This window comes from Belnapia mucosa (genome assembly GCF_016775475.1).
Taxonomy (GTDB): Bacteria; Pseudomonadota; Alphaproteobacteria; order Acetobacterales; family Acetobacteraceae; genus Belnapia; species Belnapia mucosa.
Window position 1 is genome coordinate 674,795 of sequence record NZ_JAEUXJ010000001.1, and the last position, 16,239, is coordinate 691,033.

Sequence of the window (16,239 nt, forward strand, 5' to 3'; positions counted from 1 at the left end):
ATGGCCCGCTGGCTCAAGACAAGCATCTCCGCCGCCGACAAGGCCGATGCGGATACCAAGGTGCGCGGCATCGTCGAGGGGCTGCTGGCCGATATCGCGGCCCGCGGCGATGCGGCGGTGCGCGAGTACTCGCAGAAATTCGATGGCTGGGACCGCGCCGACTACCGGCTGACCGATGCCGAGATCCAGGACTGCCTCGGCCAGCTCACCGGCCAGGACTTGGAAGATATCCGCTTCGCCCAGACCCAGGTCCGCAACTTCGCCGAGCATCAGAAGGCGGCGCTGCGCGATATCGAGGTGGAGACGCTGCCGGGCGTCGTCCTCGGCCACAAGAACATTCCGGTGAACTCGGTCGGCTGCTACGTGCCGGGTGGGAAATACCCGCTGCTGGCTTCGGCACATATGTCGGTGGTGACGGCGAAGGTGGCGGGCGTGCCGCGCATCGTCACCTGCGCACCGCCCTATAAGGGCAAGCCGGCACCGGCCATCGTCGCAGCGCAGCACATGGCCGGCGCCGATGTGATCTATTGCCTCGGCGGCGTGCAGGCGGTGGGCGCGATGGCGCTCGGCACCGAGAGCATCGCCCCGGTCGATATGCTGGTCGGCCCCGGCAATGCCTTCGTCGCGGAGGCCAAGCGCCAGCTCTTTGGCCGGGTCGGCATCGACCTCTTCGCCGGCCCCACCGAGACGCTGATCATCGCCGATGAGACGGTGGATGCGGAGATCTGTGCCACCGACCTGCTCGGCCAGGCGGAGCACGGCCCGACCAGCCCCGCCATCCTGCTGACCGACTCCGAAAAACTCGCCCGCGAGACAATGGCCGAGGTGGAGCGGCTGCTCGGCATCCTGCCGACTGCCGAGATCGCCCGCCAGTCCTGGCGCGACTATGGCGAGGTGATCGTCTGCGACAGCCTGGAGGAGATGGTGCGGGAGGCCGACCGCATCGCCTCGGAGCATGTGCAGGTGATGACGCGGGACGAAGACCTGTTCCTGACCCGCATGACCAATTACGGCGCGCTTTTCCTCGGGCCGCGCACCAATGTCTCCTATGGCGACAAGGTCATCGGCACCAACCATACGCTGCCGACCCAGAAGGCGGCGCGCTATACGGGTGGTCTCTGGGTCGGGAAATTCCTCAAGACCTGCACCTATCAGCGCGTGCTGACGGATGAGGCGAGCGCCGCCATCGGCGAGGCCTGCTCGCGCCTCTGCATGCTCGAAGGCTTCGCCGGCCATGCCGAACAGGCCAATATCCGCGTCCGCCGCTATGGCGGGCGCAACATTCCCTATGCGACCGCCGCGGAGAAGCTGTGATGGGGTTCGATCTGCTGCTGCGGAATGCCCGCCTGCCGGATGGCACCGCGACGGATATCGGCATCGCTGGCGGGCTGATCGCGGCGCTCGGCCCCAATCTCCAGGGCGATGCGGCGGAGGTGCTGGATTGCGGCGGCCGGCTGGTTTCGCCCGGCTTCGTTGAGACGCATATCCATCTCGACAAGACCTGCACCATCGACCGCTGCGCCTGCGAGACGGCTCGCTTCCCGCACCGGGCGATGGAGCGGACCAGCGCCATCAAGCACACCTTCACGGTCGAGGACGTCACCTCCCGCGCCCGCCGCACGCTCGAGAAATGCATCAGCCACGGTACGACCCTGATGCGGACCCATGCCGAGGTCGATCCGAAGGTCGGACTGCGCGGCTTCGAGGGCGTGAAGGCCCTGGTCGAGCAGTATAAATGGGCCATCGATATCGAGATCTGCGTGATGCCGCAGGAGGGGATGCTCAACAATCCCGGGACCGAGGAGCTGATGGTGGCGGCGCTGCGCAGCGGCGCCCGCGTCATCGGCGCCGCGCCGACCTATGACAGCGACCCCGCCGGGCAGATCCGTCGCGTCTTCGAACTGGCGCGGGAATTCGACGTGGATATCGACATGCATGTCGATAGCGGCTCCTCCGCCACGCAGCTCGACACCCGCTTGGTCTGTGAGTTGACCGAGCGCTATGGCTGGGGCGGCCGCGTCGCCTGCGGGCATCTGACCAAGCTCTCGGTCATGCCGTTGCCGGAACTCGATGAGATGGCGAAGCGCATGGCCGGTACCGGCGTCGCGCTGACCGTCCTCCCCGCCACCGACCTCTATCTGGGTGGGCGGGACAAGGACCACCGGATCGAGCGCAGCGTGGCGGATGCCAATCGGCTGCACCGGCTCGGCGTCACCTGCTCCATCTCCTCGAACAACATCCTGAACGCCTTCACCCCGCTGGGCGACGGGCAGCTCATCCGCATGGCCAATCTCTACGCCAATGTCACCCAGCACGCGATGCCGGACGACCTGCGCGAGACCTGGGCGATGTTCACTACGGAGTCCGCCAGGCTGATGCGCCGCGGCGAGTACGGCATCGCGGTCGGCAAGCCCGCCGACCTGGTGCTGATCGACGCGCCCGATCCGGTTGCAGCCATCCGGGAGGTCGCGCCGACGCTCGCCGCCTTCAAGCGCGGCCGGCGCAGCTTCACGCGGCAGCCGGTGGTGCTACACAGGCCGTAACGGAGGAAACGCCATGGCCACGCGCCGCATCGGCATCATCATGCATGGTGCTACCAGCCGCATCGGCACCACGCAGCACCTGCTGAACAGCCTGGTGCCGATCCGCGCCGAGGGCGGCCTGCCGCTGGCCAATGGCGACCGGCTGATGCCCGACCCCATCCTGGTCGGCCGCACGCCGGAGAAGCTGGCCGCACTCGCCGCCCGCTTCGGCCTCAGCCGCTGGACCACCGATCTCGATGCCGCCCTGGCTGATCCTGAGGACGAGCTCTTCTTCGAATGCGCCTATGGCGGCGGCCGGGTAGAGCTGGCGCGGCGGGCGCTCGCGGCCGGCAAGCATATCTATCTGGAAAAGCCGGTCGCCGAGAGCATGGCGGAGGTGCTCTCCCTGCGCGAGGCTGCGGAGGCCGCGGGCCGCAAGCATGCGGTGATGCAGGACAAGATCCACCTGCCGGGCTTGGTCAAGCTGAAGACGGTGCTGAACCTTGGCACGCTTGGCCGGCTGCTCTCGATGAAGCTCGAATTCGGCTGGTGGGTCTTCGATGGCGAGCACATCCCGGCCCAGCGCACCTCCTGGAACTACAAGAAGGCGACGGGGGGAGGGCTGGTGCTGGATATGTTCCCGCACTGGCGCTACGTCATCGACCACCTCTTCGGCGCGCCGACCGCGCTGACCTGCCATATGCGCACCGCCCAGCCAAAGCGCTGGGACGAGCAGCACCGGCCCTATGACGTGGATGTCGAGGACGAGGCCCGCGCCATCCTCGAATTCCCTGCCGGCCTGGTGGGCGAGGTCTTTTCCAGCTGGGCCACCCGCATCCGCCGCGACGACATGCTGACCGTCACGGCCGAGGGTACGGAGGGCAGCGCCGTCGCCACGCTGCACCAGTGCTGGACGCAGTCTATAGCCAATACGCCAAAGCCCGTCTTCCCGGTGCAGGCGCCACAGACCATGGATTTCCGCAGCCAGTGGGCGGAAGTGCCGGAGATGCTGCCGTTCAAGAACAGCTACCGCCAAGCCTGGGAACTCTTCCTCCGCCATGTCGCGGAGGATGCGCCGAACACCGCCTCGCTCCTCCAGGCCGCGCGCGGGTTGCAGCTGATCGAGGCCTGCCATGAGAGCCATGCGGCGCGGCGCTGGGTCAGCCTGCCCGCCCTGGAGGGATGAAGCCGTGAACTCCGTCACCGACCGCCGCCTGCGCTTCCGCAATGTCCTCGACGGCCCCGTCTGCGTTCATCCCGGCTCGGTCTTTGACCCCATGTCGGCCCGCATTGCCGAGGAGCTGGGCTTCGAGGTCGGCATGTATGCCGGCTCCACCGCCTCGCTCACCGTGCTCGGTGCGCCGGATCTGATCGTGCTGACGCTCAGTGAATTCGCCGAGCAGGCCCGCCGCATCTGCCGCGCCGTGCGCACCCTGCCGCTGCTGGTCGATGCCGATCATGGCTATGGCAATGCGCTCAACGCGATGCGCACGGTGGAGGAGCTGGAGAATGCCGGCGTCGCCGCCATGACGCTGGAGGATACCGTCCTCCCGCGCCCCTACGGCGACGGCAAGGTCACGCTGATCCCGATCGAGGAAGGCCTGGGCAAGGTCAAGGCGGCGCTCGCGGCGCGCGACGATCCCTCCTTTGTCATCGTCGCCCGCAGCGGCGTCGTCTCGGTCAATGGGGTGGAGGATGCGGTGGCCCGCACCCGGGCCTATACCGCCAGCGGCGCCGATGCGCTGTTCTACACCGGCATCAAGACCCGCGCCGAGCTCGATGCCGTCGCCGCCGTCGCCACCCGCCCGATCATCCTCGGCGGGATCGAGGGCACGGAGCTGAAGGACCGCGACTATCTCGCTGCCCGCGGCGTCCGCATCGCGCTGCAGGGGCATCAGCCCATCATGGCGGCGCAACAGGCCATCTACACCACGCTGAAGGCGCTGCGCGAGGGCGTGCAGCCCGCCGACCTGCCCGGTCTGCCGACCGGCGGGCTGATGGGCCGCGTCACGCGCGAGGCCGACTACAAGCGCTGGACCAAGGATTTTCTCGGAGGAAACTGAGCCATGTCGAACGCGGCGGAAAGCCCCTTCCAGACGCTGCATGAATTCGTCAAGGAAGCGAAGGGAAGGCTGAGCCCCGGCAATTGGGACTACCTGGTCGGCGCGACCGAGACCGAGACGACGATGATGCGCAACCGCGCCGCCATCGACAGCCTCGCCTTCCGCCCGCGCGTGCTCCGCGACGTCTCCAATATCGATTGCTCCGGCCGCTTCCTTGGCCGGAAGATCACCCTGCCGGTCATGCTGGCCCCTGTTGGTGGGCTCGAGAATTTCGATCCCGAGGGCGGCGCGCCGGCGGCCCGGGCGGCAGCGGAATATGGCGTGCCGATCATGGTCTCCTCCGTCTCCATGCCGGGGCTGGAGCCGATGGCGCAGGCCGGAAAGGGGCCCAAGGTCTTCCAGCTCTATGTCCGAGGCGACTGGGCCTGGATCGAGGAGATCACCCGGCGCGCCATCGATGCCGGCTACGACGCCTTCTGCCTCACGGTCGATACCGCCATCTATAGCCGGCGCGAACGCGACATCGCCAAGCGCTTCATCAAGCCCTGGCGCGTGCGCGCCACCGGTCAGCATTTCCAGGCGGCGCTGAACTGGAATGACGTGAAGCGCTGGAAGGACCGTTTCCCCAACACGCCGCTGGCGCTGAAGGGCATCGCCACCGCCGATGATGCGGTGCTCGCGGTCGAGCATGGGGTGGAGGTCGTCTATGTCTCCAACCATGGCGGCCGCCAGCTCGACCATGGCCGCGGCTCCATCGCCGTGCTGCCGGAGGTGGTGAAGGCCGTTGAGGGCAAGGCCAAGGTCTGGGTCGATGGCGGCTTCGTGCGCGGCACGGATGTGGTGAAGGCGATTATCCTCGGCGCCGAGCTGGTCGGCATGGGGCGGATGTATTGCTATGCCCTCGCCGCGGCGGGCGAGGCCGGCGTCGCCCGCATGTTCCAGATCCTCGAGAGCGAGGTGCATGAGGTGCTCGGCCTGCTCGGCGTCACCCGCTTCGGGGAGCTGGATGGCAGCTACCTCCACCCGGTCGCGCCGGTGGTGCAGCCGCATGTCCACAGCGCCTTCCCGCTGACCAATCTCAGCGATCCGGGGTATCGGTAATCCCCACGACGTCGCTACGCGCCGTCGCGGGGGCCCCTTGAAGGGTCAGACCCCTGCGGCGTAGCCGTCCCGCTGCGGATCGGCGCCGCCCTCGGCGGTGCCATCCCAGAGGGTGATGCCATGGACGCCGGCGAAGGCGTAGCTCTGGTAGCTGCGCTTGGTCGGGTAGCCCATGGCCTGCAGGGCGCGCTCGGTGGCGCGCGGGATGCGGTTGGACAGGTCGATTGTCTCGCTGGTCGCCGAGAAGCGCGGCGCCATCACCGCCTCCTGCATGCCCATCCCCCAGTCGAGCAGGTTGAGCAGCACCTGCGCGACGGCGACCGTGATCCAGGCCCCGCCCGGCGCGCCGAGCGTCGCCACCGGCTGCCCGCCTTCCAGCACGATGGTCGGCGTCATCGAGGAATAGCGCCGCTTGCCCGGCGCGATGGAACCCGGCCGGCCCGGCCGCGGGTCCATCCAGTTCATCGCCCCGTTCAGCATGAAGCCGCTGCCGGGCGGGATGAGGCCGGAAGGCACCGCGAGCGTATGCGTCATCGAAACCATCATGCCGTCGGCATCGACGCAGGAAACATGGGTGGTGTTCGGCGCATCGGTGGTGGCACGGCTGAGGCTCGCCCGCTCGCCGCGGCGGATGCGCGCAGCGGCCGCATCGGCATGCGCGTCGGAGAGGAGGCGCTCCACCGGCACGGGTTGGAAGGCCGGGTCGCCGACATGGGCTTCCTTGTCGATCCCGGCGATCTTCATCGCCTCCGCCACCACCTGGATATAGTCGGGCGTGTTGTGGCCGAGGGCAGTGAGGTCGAAGCGCTCCAGGATGCGGAGCATTTCCCCGACCACAACGCCGCCCGCCGGCGGCTCCGGCAGGGCGAGGGTGTAGCCGCGATAGGGCACCAGCAGCGGCGGCGCGATGGCGGGACGGAAGCCGGCCAGGTCCGCGGCGGTGATGAGGCCGCCGCGCGCCTCCATCGCCGCCACGATCTGCCGGGCGATGCTGCCGTGGTAGAATTCCTCGGCGCCGCCCGCGGCCAGCCGCCGCAGCGTGGCGGCGAGTTCCGGGTTGCGCACGGTCTCACCCAGCCGCTTCGGCGTGCCGTCCGGCCGCAGGTAGAGCCGCTTTCCGTCCTCGGTCGTGGCCAGCTTCTCCGGGTAGCTCATCCGGCCATAGGGACGCTCGTCCAGCGTCAGCATGGCATGGACATGCGGGCGGATGATCCAGCCCTCCTCGGCGAAGCCGATCGCCCCGTCGAACAGGCTGGCCCAGGGCTTCCGCCCCAGCCTTGCATGCGCATCGGCATAGACACGGACCGCGCCCGGCACCGTCACAGCCTGGGCGCCGCATTCATTGACATAGCCCTTCACGCGGTAGCCGAAGCCGTCCGGGCATTCGCCGAGGAAGTCCGCGGCCCACATCTCCGGCCGCGCCGCGCCCGGGCAGGTGCCGAGGCCGTTGATGACGAGATGCGTGCCGCTGGCGGGGTCGAGAATCTGCAAGGTGGCGATGCCGCCGATGCCGCACATCAGCGGATCGACCACACCCTGGGCGAGGGCGCAGGCCAGCGCCGCATCCAGTGCATTGCCGCCGGCGGCGAGCATGGTAGCGCCGGCCTCCACCGCCTCGGGCTGCGGCGCCACGATCATGGCGTGGGACTTCGGCAGGCGGCGGGGCGGGCGGGGCATCGGCAATCCTTCCCTCATGATCCTATTCGGCGGCGCGCAGTCCATCCCACCAGGCGCATTCGCCGGGCATGAGCTGGTGGTTGCCCGGCAGCACCTGCACCGGGGCCCTCTCGCCATCGGCCGCGGCCTTCAGCCGCAGCCGCCGCGCCTCGGCCCGCATCTCGGGCGAGCCCCAGCGCCGCTCATGGCCCCAGAGGCTGGGGCCGGAGGTCATCTCGACAGCCTGCCAACTCGCCGGGTCGATGGCGCGGCCGCCCCAGCCATATTCGACCATGAAGCCGCCCGGCGTCGCGGCGTAGAAGCTGGTCATGAAGTCGTTGGTGTGGCGGCCGAGGCTGGTGGCGACCCGGCCTTCCTCCAGCATCGCCAAGTCATAGCCCTGGCCGACATCGTCAAGGCTGAACAGTTCCAGCATCAGGTGGTGCAGCCCGGCACGGCCGGTCTCGATCAGCGCCAGGGAATGGTGGCGCGGATTCACATGCAGGAAGGTGGCGTGGAAGGGGTTGGTGACGTAGTCGGAGACGCCGAAGCCCAACAGGTCGCGGTAGAAGGGCAGGGCATCCGCCATCCGCGGCACGGTCAGCACCGCATGCCCCATGCCGAGCGGCCCGGTGCGGAAGCCGCTGATGCAGCGGCCGGGGCGGAAGGGCTCGTCGCTGCGCTCGGCGCCATGGTGGATCTCCACCCGGTTGCCGAGCGGATCCTGGGTGACGACCAGCCCGGCGACGCGGCGCTGGGCCGCCAGCGCGGGATCACCCCAGGCCACCGCGACCCCGGCCGCATCCAGCCGCGCCGCCAGGGCCTGGAGTGCGGCGGCATCCGCCACCTCCCAGCCGAAGAACCGGGCGCCGTTGCCGCGGCCCGGGACCACCACCAGCCGCTGCCGGCGGTCATCCATGCGAAAGACCAAGCCGCCGGCGCCCCGCTCGGCGAGTTGCAGGCCGAGCAGCCGGGTGCCGAAGGCGACCCAATCCTCAGGCGCCGTGGCCTCGATCCCGACATAGCCCAGCGCCTGGATGGTCATGACGCGGCCGCCTCCCCATCGGCCGGCATCTCCAGCAGCAGGTCCAGCTCCATCCCCGGCAGGATGGGGATGCCGTACCAGCCGATCTCAGTCGGGTGCCAGCCTTCTTCGCGGAAATGGTAGGCCCGATGCGTGGCGGTGTCGAAGGTGAAGCGCAGCCGGGCCGGGGGGCAGTAGCCGGTATCGGCGGTGAAGCGGAAGGCCCGGACCGCCTCCTCCTCCGCCGCCACCCGGGCCTGGGCCAGCCGGACGCGCAGGGTACGGAGCCGGCCCGGAACCTGTGGGTCGAGATAGAGGAAACCCTGCAGTGCCCCATCACCGGCCGGACCGGCGCAGCGCAGGCGGAGGCGCGTGGCGCCCCCGTCCTCGGTGATGTCGAAGCCGAGGCGCAGCTTGGCACCGGTCTTCTCCATCATCAGGAAGGCGGCACCGGCCGGCGCACCGATGTCCTCGAGCGGCAGCTTCTGGCCGGTGGCCTCGATCACCTGATCGGGAAGGCTGCCGCTTCGGCTGGCGCCCTGGCCCCACCAGCGGGCCGTGAAGGGCCGCCAGGCCTCCCGCGCCCGGAGCGTCGCCGCCAGGCGTTCCAGCAGGCCGCGCTGGACCAGCATCCGGTCTTGGTCGCCGGCCGCGACGGCATCGGCGAGCTCGGCCAGCAGGGCGCGGCTCCAGGGCTGCACCACCGCCGCGGTCTCGATCGCCTGCGGACTGCGCTCGAACCATTTGAAGGCACAGATATGCGGCGGGAAATGCTGCGCCATGGTCAGGATGTCGGCGAAATCGACATTGCTGCTGCGCGACTGGGACGGCACCTGGCGGTCCCAGAAGACATGGCAGACATAGGTGTAGCGGCCGGAACCGAGGCTGGCGAAGCAGGTGCCGGGCAGCACCTCCTCGATCGGCACCGGCAGATCCGGTCGCATCGTGGCGCCGAGCCGGGCCAGCGCATCCAGGCGGTCATGCAGCAGAGCCCAGTCGGACCGCGCGGCGAAAAGCCCCTCGATCTGGTTGCTGGTGGCGTGGGTGATACCCCATTCGCGCTTCAGCAGGCCGATATACTCCGGCATCTGCCGAACGAAGCGCCAGTGCCATTCCTTCGGCAGATCCTCGAGGTCGAGCCGCGTCTCGTTATGGCTCGCGGCAAGGGCCGAGAGCGCCGCCGGCAGGTCGAAGCGCCGCACCATCAGGCTGTTGGAGGCGAGGGCCGAGAAATGGCTGAAGTCCGGCACATGCTCCAGCGCGAAGCCGAAGCTCTCCAGATGCCCGGCCAGGATGGTGTGGTCCCAGAGCCGGCGCTGGAAGCCGCCATTGATGAGGAAGACCCGGTCGCTGAGAGCATGCAGCGCCGGGTCGATCGCCCGCCCCTGCGGCAGGTTCAGGACCAGGACGGATTCCGGGCCGGTATAGGCGAGGAAAGTCTCGATGCAGGGCTGGAGGAAGGTTTCAGACTCGTTGAAGAGCTGGGAGAATACGACCCGTCCCGCCGGGGCATTGTCCATGATGGCAGCCTGCTGGTTCTATCGGCCGGCCATCCTTGCGCGGCGGCGCGGCGGGCCGTCAAGCCTTTCACGCCGCCGGTTGGTGCTTCTCAGGCGGCCAGCCGCACATGGCTCCGGCAGGTCATCAGCGGCTGGATGCGCTGGCCGAAATTATCCATGCCGGCCAGGAAATCGTCGAAGGTCAGCATGATGCCTTTCACCCCCGGCATCGTCGCCGCCTCGTCCAGCATCCGCGCCACGCTGGCATAGGAGCCGACCAGCGTGCCCATGTTGAAATTGATTGGCGAGGGGGAGCGCTGGATCGCCGCCGCCATGGAGGTCGCCTCGGTATTCACATCGGCGGCCGCATGGCCGAGCAGATGCGCCAGCGCCTCGCGGTCGGCGCCGCGATTGTAGAGATCCCATTTCGCCAACGCCGCCTCGTCCGTCTCGTCGGCGATGACCATGTAGAGGATATAGGAGCCGACATCGCGCCCGGTCTTCTCCGCCGCCGCCAGCATCCGCCGCGGCACGTCGATGCATTGGCGCGGTGCGTTCACGCCCTCGCCGAGGGCGAAATTGAAGTCGCAATAGCGGGCGGCGAATTCCATGCCGCGATCGCTCTGCCCCGCCGCCACCAGCTTGATCGGGACCGAGGGTGGGGGACTCAGCTTGCACTGGTCCATCTGGAAGAACTCGCCCTTGAGGTCGCTGGTCCCGGTCTCCCACAGCTCCCGCAGGATCCGGACATATTCGGTGCTGTAGTCGTAGCGCTTGGCGAAATGCGCATCGCCGGGCCAGAGGCCCATCTGGCTGTATTCGACCTTGTGCCAGCCGGAGACGATGTTCACCCCGAACCGCCCGCCCGAGATGCTGTCGATGGTGGTCGCCATCCGGGCGACAATGGCGGGCGGGATCGTCAGCACCGCGGTCGAGGCATAGAGCCTGATCCGCGAGGTGACGGAGGCGAGCCCCGCCATCAGCGTGAAGCTTTCGAGCCCATGGTCCCAGAACTCGGTCGGCCCGCCGAAGCCGTGGAGCTTGATCATCGACAGCGCGAAATCGAGGCCATAGGCTTCCGCCTTCTGCACCACCTGCCGGTTCAGCTCGAAGCTCGGCATGTATTGCGGCGAGGTGGCGGAGATCAGCCAGCCATTGTTGTTGATCGGGATGAAGACGCCGATATCCATGGTTTCGCCCCTGTTGCGCAGCGGCATTCGGCGCAGCAATCGGCATGCCAGGAGGGGGAGCGATGACGATGACGGAGAAGCCCTGGGAATGGTCCGAGCCGCATTGGCGGCGCCTGGTCGGCAATGCCCGCGCCGGGCGGAGCCTCGCGCCGCGCGCCTGGCCGGGCGGGGCGCGCTGCTGCGTCACCCTCTCCTTCGATGCGGATCACGAGACCATTCCGCTGCGCGATGCCGATAGCAGCCCGATGCGCATCAGCCAGGGGCAATATGGCAGCCGCCAGGGCGTGCCGCGCATCCGCGCCCTGCTGGCCCGCCACGGCCTCCGGGCCAGCTTCTTCTATCCCGCCGTCTCCGGCCTGCTGCATCCGGAGGAGATTCGGGCGGTGGCCGATGAGGGCCATGAGATCGGCATCCATTCCTGGATCCATGAGGCGAACACCGCACTGCCGCCGGAGGTCGAGCGTGAGCTCACCTTGCGCGCCGCCGATACGCTGGAACATCTCTCGGGCCGCCGCCCGGTCGGCATCCGGACCGCGAGCTGGGATTTCTCGACCGATACCCTGTCGATCATCCGCGAGCTCGGCCTGCTCTATGACAGCAGCCTGATGGCCGATGACGATCCCTATGAGCTGCTCGACCAGGGGCTGCCGACCGGCATCGTCGAGCTGCCGCCCGAATGGATCCGCGACGACGCACCCTACTTCAACTTCGTTCGCTTCAGCGCGCTCCGGCCCTATACCGCACCCTCGGCGGTGGAGGAGATCTTCCGCGCCGAATTCGACGGCGCCCATGCGGAAGGCGGGATGTTCCTGCTGACGATGCACCCGCATGTCATCGGCCATCGCAGCCGCATCGCCCTGCTGGACCGGCTCATCGAATACATGCGGTCCAAGGGCGATGTCTGGTTCGCCACCCATGCCGAGGTGGCGCAATATGTGAAGGACCAGGCGGGCTGAGGCGCCTCAGCTCGCCACGATATTGGCGCCGCGGGCGACGCCGGTCCATTTGCGCATATAGGTCTCGATGAAGTTGGCATAGGCCGGGCCGGTCAGCGGCGGCTCGGCGGGGAAGACGGCCAGCTCCTCCATCCGCGCCCGGACTTCGGGCCGGCCGAGCACGGCCTGCGCCACTTCGGTGATGCGGGCGCCGATCGCGGGCGGCAGGCTCTTCGGGGCGGAGAAGCCCATCCAGGCCGTCGCCGTCGCCTCGCCCAGGCCGAGTTCGGCCAGGGTCGGCACATCCGGCAGGACGGCGATGCGGCGCGGCGTGCTGACCGCCAGCGGTCGCAGCGGCCCGCCCTCCCGCATCTGCGGCACGAGGCCGGCGATCGGCTCGAAGATGCTCTCGATGGCGCCGGCCAGCAGGTCCTGCAAGGCCGGCGCCGTACCGCGATAGGGGACATGCTCCAGCTTCGCCCCGCCTGCCTCGCGCGCCAGCACCTCGCCCTGGAGATGGCCGATGGAGCCGATGCCGGAGGTGCCGAAGCGGATGCCGGTGGCCCGCGCCCGGGCGAGATAGTCCTGCGCCGTGGCGATGCCGGAGCTGCGCTGCACCATCAGCGCGGTCGGCGTCTCGCAGATCAGGGTCAGATGGGCGAAGTCGCTGACCGGGTCATAGGGAAGCTGCGGATAGACGCCGGGCGCGATGCCATGCGGCGAGGCATGGCTGACCGCCAGCGTGTAGCCATCCGGCGCCGCCTTCGCCACGACATCGGCGCCGATGGTCCCGCCGGCGCCGGGCCGGTTCTCGACCACCACCGTCTGGCCCATCGCCTCGGTCATCGCCGGAACCATCACCCGGGTCACGCTGTCGGCGAAGCCGCCGGGCGGGAAGGGGATGACGATCCGGACCTGCTGCCGGCCAGGCCAGGCACCGGATTGGGCAAGGGCCGGGCTGGCGAGGGTGGCGGCGGCGAGGGCAAGCAGATGGCGGCGATGCATGAATGCGCTCCGTCAGGGCAGCGTCCCCGCCGGCCTGCCCAAGGATGCCGCAGCGGCAGCATCCGTGGTTCAGCCGGCGGAGCCTCACCCTCGGTCACGCAATCCCTATGCCGCGACGGCGCCGCTCCAGGGGCTCATCGCATCGCTGATGCCAGTGAGCGTTCCGCCGGGCCCACGCCGGATCAGGTTCGGGCAGGCGAAGTTCAACGGCATGACCGAATGCTCGACCAGTTCCGGCTCGCCGGGCAGCGCCGCCAGCACCTTGGGCGGCAGGCGCCGGTCGGCGGTGACGCCATCGGGGCCGGAGACATCGATCCGCGGATGATGCGCCGCCGCCTCTGGCTCCATGCCGAATTCGGCGACGAAGGAGAGCAGCTGCAACACCGCCGCCATGATCCGCCGCCCGCCCGAGGCACCCGCCGCAATCTCCGGCTGATCGCCGGCAGCGAGGATGATCGGCGACATATTGGTCAGCGGCCGCTTGCCCGGCGCGATGGCATTCGGCGTGCCCGGCTGCGGGTCGAACCACATGACGCCGTTGTTCATCAAGACGCCGGAGGTCGGAAGCACGACGCGCGAGCCCATGGAGGAGAGCAGCGTCGTCGTCATCGCCACCATCATGCCGTCCTTGTCGCAGGCGGTCAGATGGGTGGTGCAGGTCTCGGCACCCTTCGGTTCGGCATCGCCGAGGCCGGCCAGGCGCTCGGCATAGGCGGCCTGCATGGCCCGCGCCAGCCGGCCGTACCATTCGGCCGAGGGTGTTGCGCCGTCGATCGGCGCATCCGCCATCAGCTCCAGCACCCGGGTCATGGTGGGGGCGGCGGTCAGCCCATTCGAGAGCATCAGCGTCCGCCCACGCCAGGGCACAGGCTTGGCTGGCAGCACCCGGGCACGGCAATTCGCCAGATCGGCCGCCGAGAGGATGCCGCCCATCGCCTTCACATCGGCGGCGATCTGGGCCGCGATCTCGCCCTCGTAGAAGTCACGCAGCCCCGCATGCTGCAGCCGCTCCAGCGTCGCCGGCAGGTTGCCGAGGGTGAAGAAGCCGGGCGAGCCCTGATAGGGCGCGACCGGCGGCAGCCCGTTCGGCAGGTAGATTCGGGCACTCTCGGGATAGAGCCGCAGTACGCTGGCCGAGGAGGCGACCTTCAGCGTGGTGTACCAATCGGCCGGCAGGCCGCGCTTCGCGAGCGCAACGGCCGGGGCCAGCACCTCGCGGATGGGCAGGCGACCATGCCGCTCATGCAGCAGGGCATAGCCGGCGACGGCCGAGGGGATGACGAAGGAGAGCGGCCCATGGATGTTGCGGTCGCCCTCCACCTCCGGCCAGGCGAACAGGTCCTGCTTCATCCGCCCGGTCAGCGGGAAGGCGGAGGCATCGAGTCCCGCCGGCGCGACCGGGCCGAAATCCACGGTTTCCGCGGGGGACATGCCGGGCTTCATCACCTGGGCGAAGCCGATGCCGCCGAGGCCGCTGTTCCAGGGCTCCAGCGTGGCCAGCGCGAAGGCGGTGGCGACGGCCGCATCGGCCGCGGTGCCGCCGGCACGGAGCATGGCGGCGCCCGCCTCCGCCGCGACCTTCACCTGGGAAACGACCATCCCCCCGGCGCCTTGGGCGCCCGGCTTGCGGATGGACCAGTTCTGCGTGTCGTGCTGGGGGAGGGGAAAGCTATCCGGCATGGTGGCCTGTGCTCCGGCGTCGGGTCAGGCGGGCATCGTCCCGCCGCCGCGCCGGGGCGGCAAGCCCCGCCGTGTCAGAGACCGGCGGGCAGCTTCCGCCGTTCGGCAAGGACCCGCTCGAAATCGAAGGAGAGGTTCCAGTTCACATGCTGCTCCAGCCGGGCGAGGGCGGTCGCCTCGTCACCGGCGACCAGCGCCTCGATCAGCGCGCGATGCTCGGCCTCGGGCGTGCGGACGGGACCGGTCTGCTGCGCCAGGCCCCAGACCACAGCCAGTTGCCGCGAGAGGCTCTGCCAGAGCGCGAGCAACGGGGCATTGCCGGAAGCGCGACAGAGCTCGGCATGGAAATCGCCGTCCGCGACGACGATCAGCGCCGGGTCGCCGAGCTGGGCGACATGGGCATAGGTGGCGGCGGCGGCGGCGAGTCCGTTGAAACGCTCCGGTCCGCCGGGCTGGGCCAGCGCCTCCCGCACCGCCAGCATCTCGAGCGCGAGGCGCACCCGCATCAGCGCGGCGACGCCGGCATTGGTTACCTGCATCAGCCGCATGCCCTTATAGGGCGTGCTGACGACGATGCCCTGGCTCTCCAGCAGGCGGAGGGCTTCCCGCACCGGCACGCGGCTGATGCCGAGGTCGCGGGCGATTTCCGCCTCGACCAGGCGGTCGCCGGGGAGGAAAAGGCCACGGGCGGCGGCAGCGACGATCGCCTCCGCGGCCTGCTCCACCATGGTCCGCGGCTGGACGGGCGAAAGCCGCCTGGCCTCGGCCAGGCGAGGGTCCGCTGACGCGGAGATCAGGCCGGCAGGCGCATCGTCCCGCGCCCGGAGATCCCGAACAGCCACCTGTGACCCCTGTTCAATCGCGAAGAGCTGAAGTGTAATTTCAACCTAATGGTTTGCATAGGGCCGGTTCGGGCGTGATCCGTTGCCTTCGGGCTGATGCGGAGGGCATCCAGGGCTCGGCGCTGTTCAGAAATGGCGGAAATCCGCCAAAATCAACCTCGCCTGGCGGCTAAGCCATGGCGTTGCAAGAATACAACACTGTGGTCTATTCGCGGACGGGCCGCTGCTTCCCGCCGGGCTGCGGGCGAGCCAGACTGCGCCGGAGGCAGGGGGCAGGCCATGGACAGTGCGGAACGGGCGGAATTCGGAATCGAAGGCGACTGGGCGATGCTCCGCCGGCACCGAATCCGCTGGTCGGAATGCGATCAGTACGCCCACGCCAACAACACCGCCTACCTGACCCTCTGCGAGGATGTCCGCGTCTCGCACTGGCTCTCGCTCGGCGGACGGTTTGAGCCGGGGGAGCCGGGCCCGGTCGTTGCCCAGCTCGAGGCGCGGTACCACCGGCCGCTGGCCTTCGACGATGCGGTGGCGGTCACCCTGCGGCCGGCGACGCTGCGGCGCAGCAGCTTCACCCATGACTACGCGGTCTGGAAGGACGGGCTGGTCTTCGCCTGTCGCACCCTTCTCGTCATCGTCGTCAATGGCAGCGGGGAGAAGGCGCCGATCCCGCCCGCCATCCGCGCCCGGCTGATCGAGCAGGGGGCGCGGGAGGAATAGGG

14 protein-coding genes are annotated in these 16,239 nt (G+C 69.1%); 7 read left to right on the forward strand and 7 right to left on the reverse strand.

Annotated elements, in window-relative coordinates; translation table 11 throughout:
- From hisD to JMJ55_RS03305, 5 genes are read left to right on the forward strand one after another with little or no spacing between them, the layout of a single operon-like run.
- The gene (hisD, locus tag JMJ55_RS03285; RefSeq protein ID WP_202824043.1) at positions 1–1,314 is read left to right on the forward strand and encodes a histidinol dehydrogenase; all 1,314 of its coding nucleotides are present in this window, start codon (positions 1–3) and stop codon (positions 1,312–1,314) included.
- Positions 1,314–2,543, forward strand: coding sequence for an amidohydrolase family protein (locus tag JMJ55_RS03290; RefSeq protein WP_202824044.1), 1,230 nt, complete (start codon positions 1,314–1,316; stop codon positions 2,541–2,543). The genes hisD and JMJ55_RS03290 overlap by 1 nt, the downstream gene beginning before the upstream one ends.
- A gap of 13 nt (positions 2,544–2,556) precedes the next feature.
- Entirely contained in the window at positions 2,557–3,708 is a 1,152-nt protein-coding gene (locus tag JMJ55_RS03295) for a Gfo/Idh/MocA family protein (protein WP_202824045.1), read from the forward strand.
- Between the two features lie 4 nt (positions 3,709–3,712).
- Entirely contained in the window at positions 3,713–4,585 is an 873-nt protein-coding gene (locus JMJ55_RS03300) for an isocitrate lyase/PEP mutase family protein (protein WP_202824046.1), read from the forward strand.
- 3 nt (positions 4,586–4,588) lie between these two features.
- Entirely contained in the window at positions 4,589–5,686 is a 1,098-nt protein-coding gene (locus JMJ55_RS03305; RefSeq protein ID WP_202824047.1) for an alpha-hydroxy acid oxidase, read from the forward strand.
- 45 nt (positions 5,687–5,731) lie between these two features.
- Here the strand turns inward: JMJ55_RS03305 and JMJ55_RS03310 are convergent, their stop codons facing one another.
- The 4 genes from JMJ55_RS03310 to rutA form a co-directional block, all read right to left on the reverse strand.
- Positions 5,732–7,363 carry a gamma-glutamyltransferase family protein gene (locus tag JMJ55_RS03310; RefSeq protein ID WP_236033335.1) on the reverse strand — a complete coding sequence of 544 codons (1,632 nt, stop codon included), beginning with the start codon at positions 7,361–7,363 and terminating at the stop codon, positions 5,732–5,734.
- 22 nt (positions 7,364–7,385) lie between these two features.
- Positions 7,386–8,387 carry a VOC family protein gene (locus JMJ55_RS03315; RefSeq protein ID WP_202824048.1) on the reverse strand — a complete coding sequence of 334 codons (1,002 nt, stop codon included), beginning with the start codon at positions 8,385–8,387 and terminating at the stop codon, positions 7,386–7,388.
- A complete protein-coding gene (locus JMJ55_RS03320) occupies positions 8,384–9,886 on the reverse strand; it encodes a hypothetical protein (RefSeq protein WP_202824049.1) in 1,503 nt (500 codons plus the stop codon). The genes JMJ55_RS03315 and JMJ55_RS03320 overlap by 4 nt, the downstream gene beginning before the upstream one ends.
- 89 nt (positions 9,887–9,975) lie before the next feature.
- Positions 9,976–11,055, reverse strand: a complete 1,080-nt coding sequence (gene rutA / locus JMJ55_RS03325; protein ID WP_202824050.1) for a pyrimidine utilization protein A — start codon at positions 11,053–11,055, stop codon at positions 9,976–9,978.
- A 62-nt stretch (positions 11,056–11,117) separates the two neighbouring features.
- Here rutA and JMJ55_RS03330 point away from each other — a divergent pair, with 62 nt between their 5' ends.
- On the forward strand, positions 11,118–12,011 hold the full coding sequence (locus JMJ55_RS03330; RefSeq protein WP_456237065.1) for a polysaccharide deacetylase family protein: 894 nt from the start codon (positions 11,118–11,120) through the stop codon (positions 12,009–12,011).
- A 6-nt stretch (positions 12,012–12,017) separates the two neighbouring features.
- On the opposite strand, the gene JMJ55_RS03335 is transcribed toward JMJ55_RS03330, so the two are convergent.
- From JMJ55_RS03335 to JMJ55_RS03345, 3 genes are all read right to left on the reverse strand, one after another.
- Positions 12,018–12,995, reverse strand: coding sequence for a Bug family tripartite tricarboxylate transporter substrate binding protein (locus JMJ55_RS03335; protein ID WP_202824051.1), 978 nt, complete (start codon positions 12,993–12,995; stop codon positions 12,018–12,020).
- A 105-nt stretch (positions 12,996–13,100) separates the two neighbouring features.
- Entirely contained in the window at positions 13,101–14,675 is a 1,575-nt protein-coding gene (locus JMJ55_RS03340; protein WP_202824052.1) for a gamma-glutamyltransferase, read from the reverse strand.
- Positions 14,676–14,749: 74 nt separating this feature from the next.
- Positions 14,750–15,403, reverse strand: a complete 654-nt coding sequence (locus JMJ55_RS03345) for a GntR family transcriptional regulator (protein ID WP_202824053.1) — start codon at positions 15,401–15,403, stop codon at positions 14,750–14,752.
- 393 nt (positions 15,404–15,796) lie between these two features.
- Here JMJ55_RS03345 and JMJ55_RS03350 point away from each other — a divergent pair, with 393 nt between their 5' ends.
- Positions 15,797–16,237: an acyl-CoA thioesterase gene (locus JMJ55_RS03350; protein ID WP_202824054.1), complete on the forward strand. Its 441-nt coding sequence runs from the start codon at positions 15,797–15,799 to the stop codon at positions 16,235–16,237.
- The last annotated feature ends 2 nt before the right edge of the window (positions 16,238–16,239 follow it).

Bases quoted from the DNA above. Each gene is read 5' to 3' on its own strand.
- hisD (WP_202824043.1), top strand. From the start codon at position 1: ATGGCCCGCTGGCTCAAGACAAGCATCTCCGCCGCCGACAAGGCCGAT.
- JMJ55_RS03295 (WP_202824045.1), top strand. From the start codon at position 2,557: ATGGCCACGCGCCGCATCGGCATCATCATGCATGGTGCTACCAGCCGC.
- JMJ55_RS03330 (WP_456237065.1), top strand. From the start codon at position 11,118: ATGACGATGACGGAGAAGCCCTGGGAATGGTCCGAGCCGCATTGGCGG.
- JMJ55_RS03350 (WP_202824054.1), top strand. From the start codon at position 15,797: ATGGACAGTGCGGAACGGGCGGAATTCGGAATCGAAGGCGACTGGGCG.
- JMJ55_RS03320 (WP_202824049.1), bottom strand. From the start codon at position 9,886: ATGGACAATGCCCCGGCGGGACGGGTCGTATTCTCCCAGCTCTTCAAC.
- JMJ55_RS03315 (WP_202824048.1), bottom strand. From the start codon at position 8,387: ATGACCATCCAGGCGCTGGGCTATGTCGGGATCGAGGCCACGGCGCCT.
- rutA (WP_202824050.1), bottom strand. From the start codon at position 11,055: ATGGATATCGGCGTCTTCATCCCGATCAACAACAATGGCTGGCTGATC.
- JMJ55_RS03345 (WP_202824053.1), bottom strand. From the start codon at position 15,403: ATGGTGGAGCAGGCCGCGGAGGCGATCGTCGCTGCCGCCGCCCGTGGC.
- JMJ55_RS03305 (WP_202824047.1), top strand. From the start codon at position 4,589: ATGTCGAACGCGGCGGAAAGCCCCTTCCAGACGCTGCATGAATTCGTC.
- JMJ55_RS03290 (WP_202824044.1), top strand. From the start codon at position 1,314: ATGGGGTTCGATCTGCTGCTGCGGAATGCCCGCCTGCCGGATGGCACC.
- JMJ55_RS03310 (WP_236033335.1), bottom strand. From the start codon at position 7,363: ATGCCCCGCCCGCCCCGCCGCCTGCCGAAGTCCCACGCCATGATCGTG.
- JMJ55_RS03335 (WP_202824051.1), bottom strand. From the start codon at position 12,995: ATGCATCGCCGCCATCTGCTTGCCCTCGCCGCCGCCACCCTCGCCAGC.
- JMJ55_RS03340 (WP_202824052.1), bottom strand. From the start codon at position 14,675: ATGCCGGATAGCTTTCCCCTCCCCCAGCACGACACGCAGAACTGGTCC.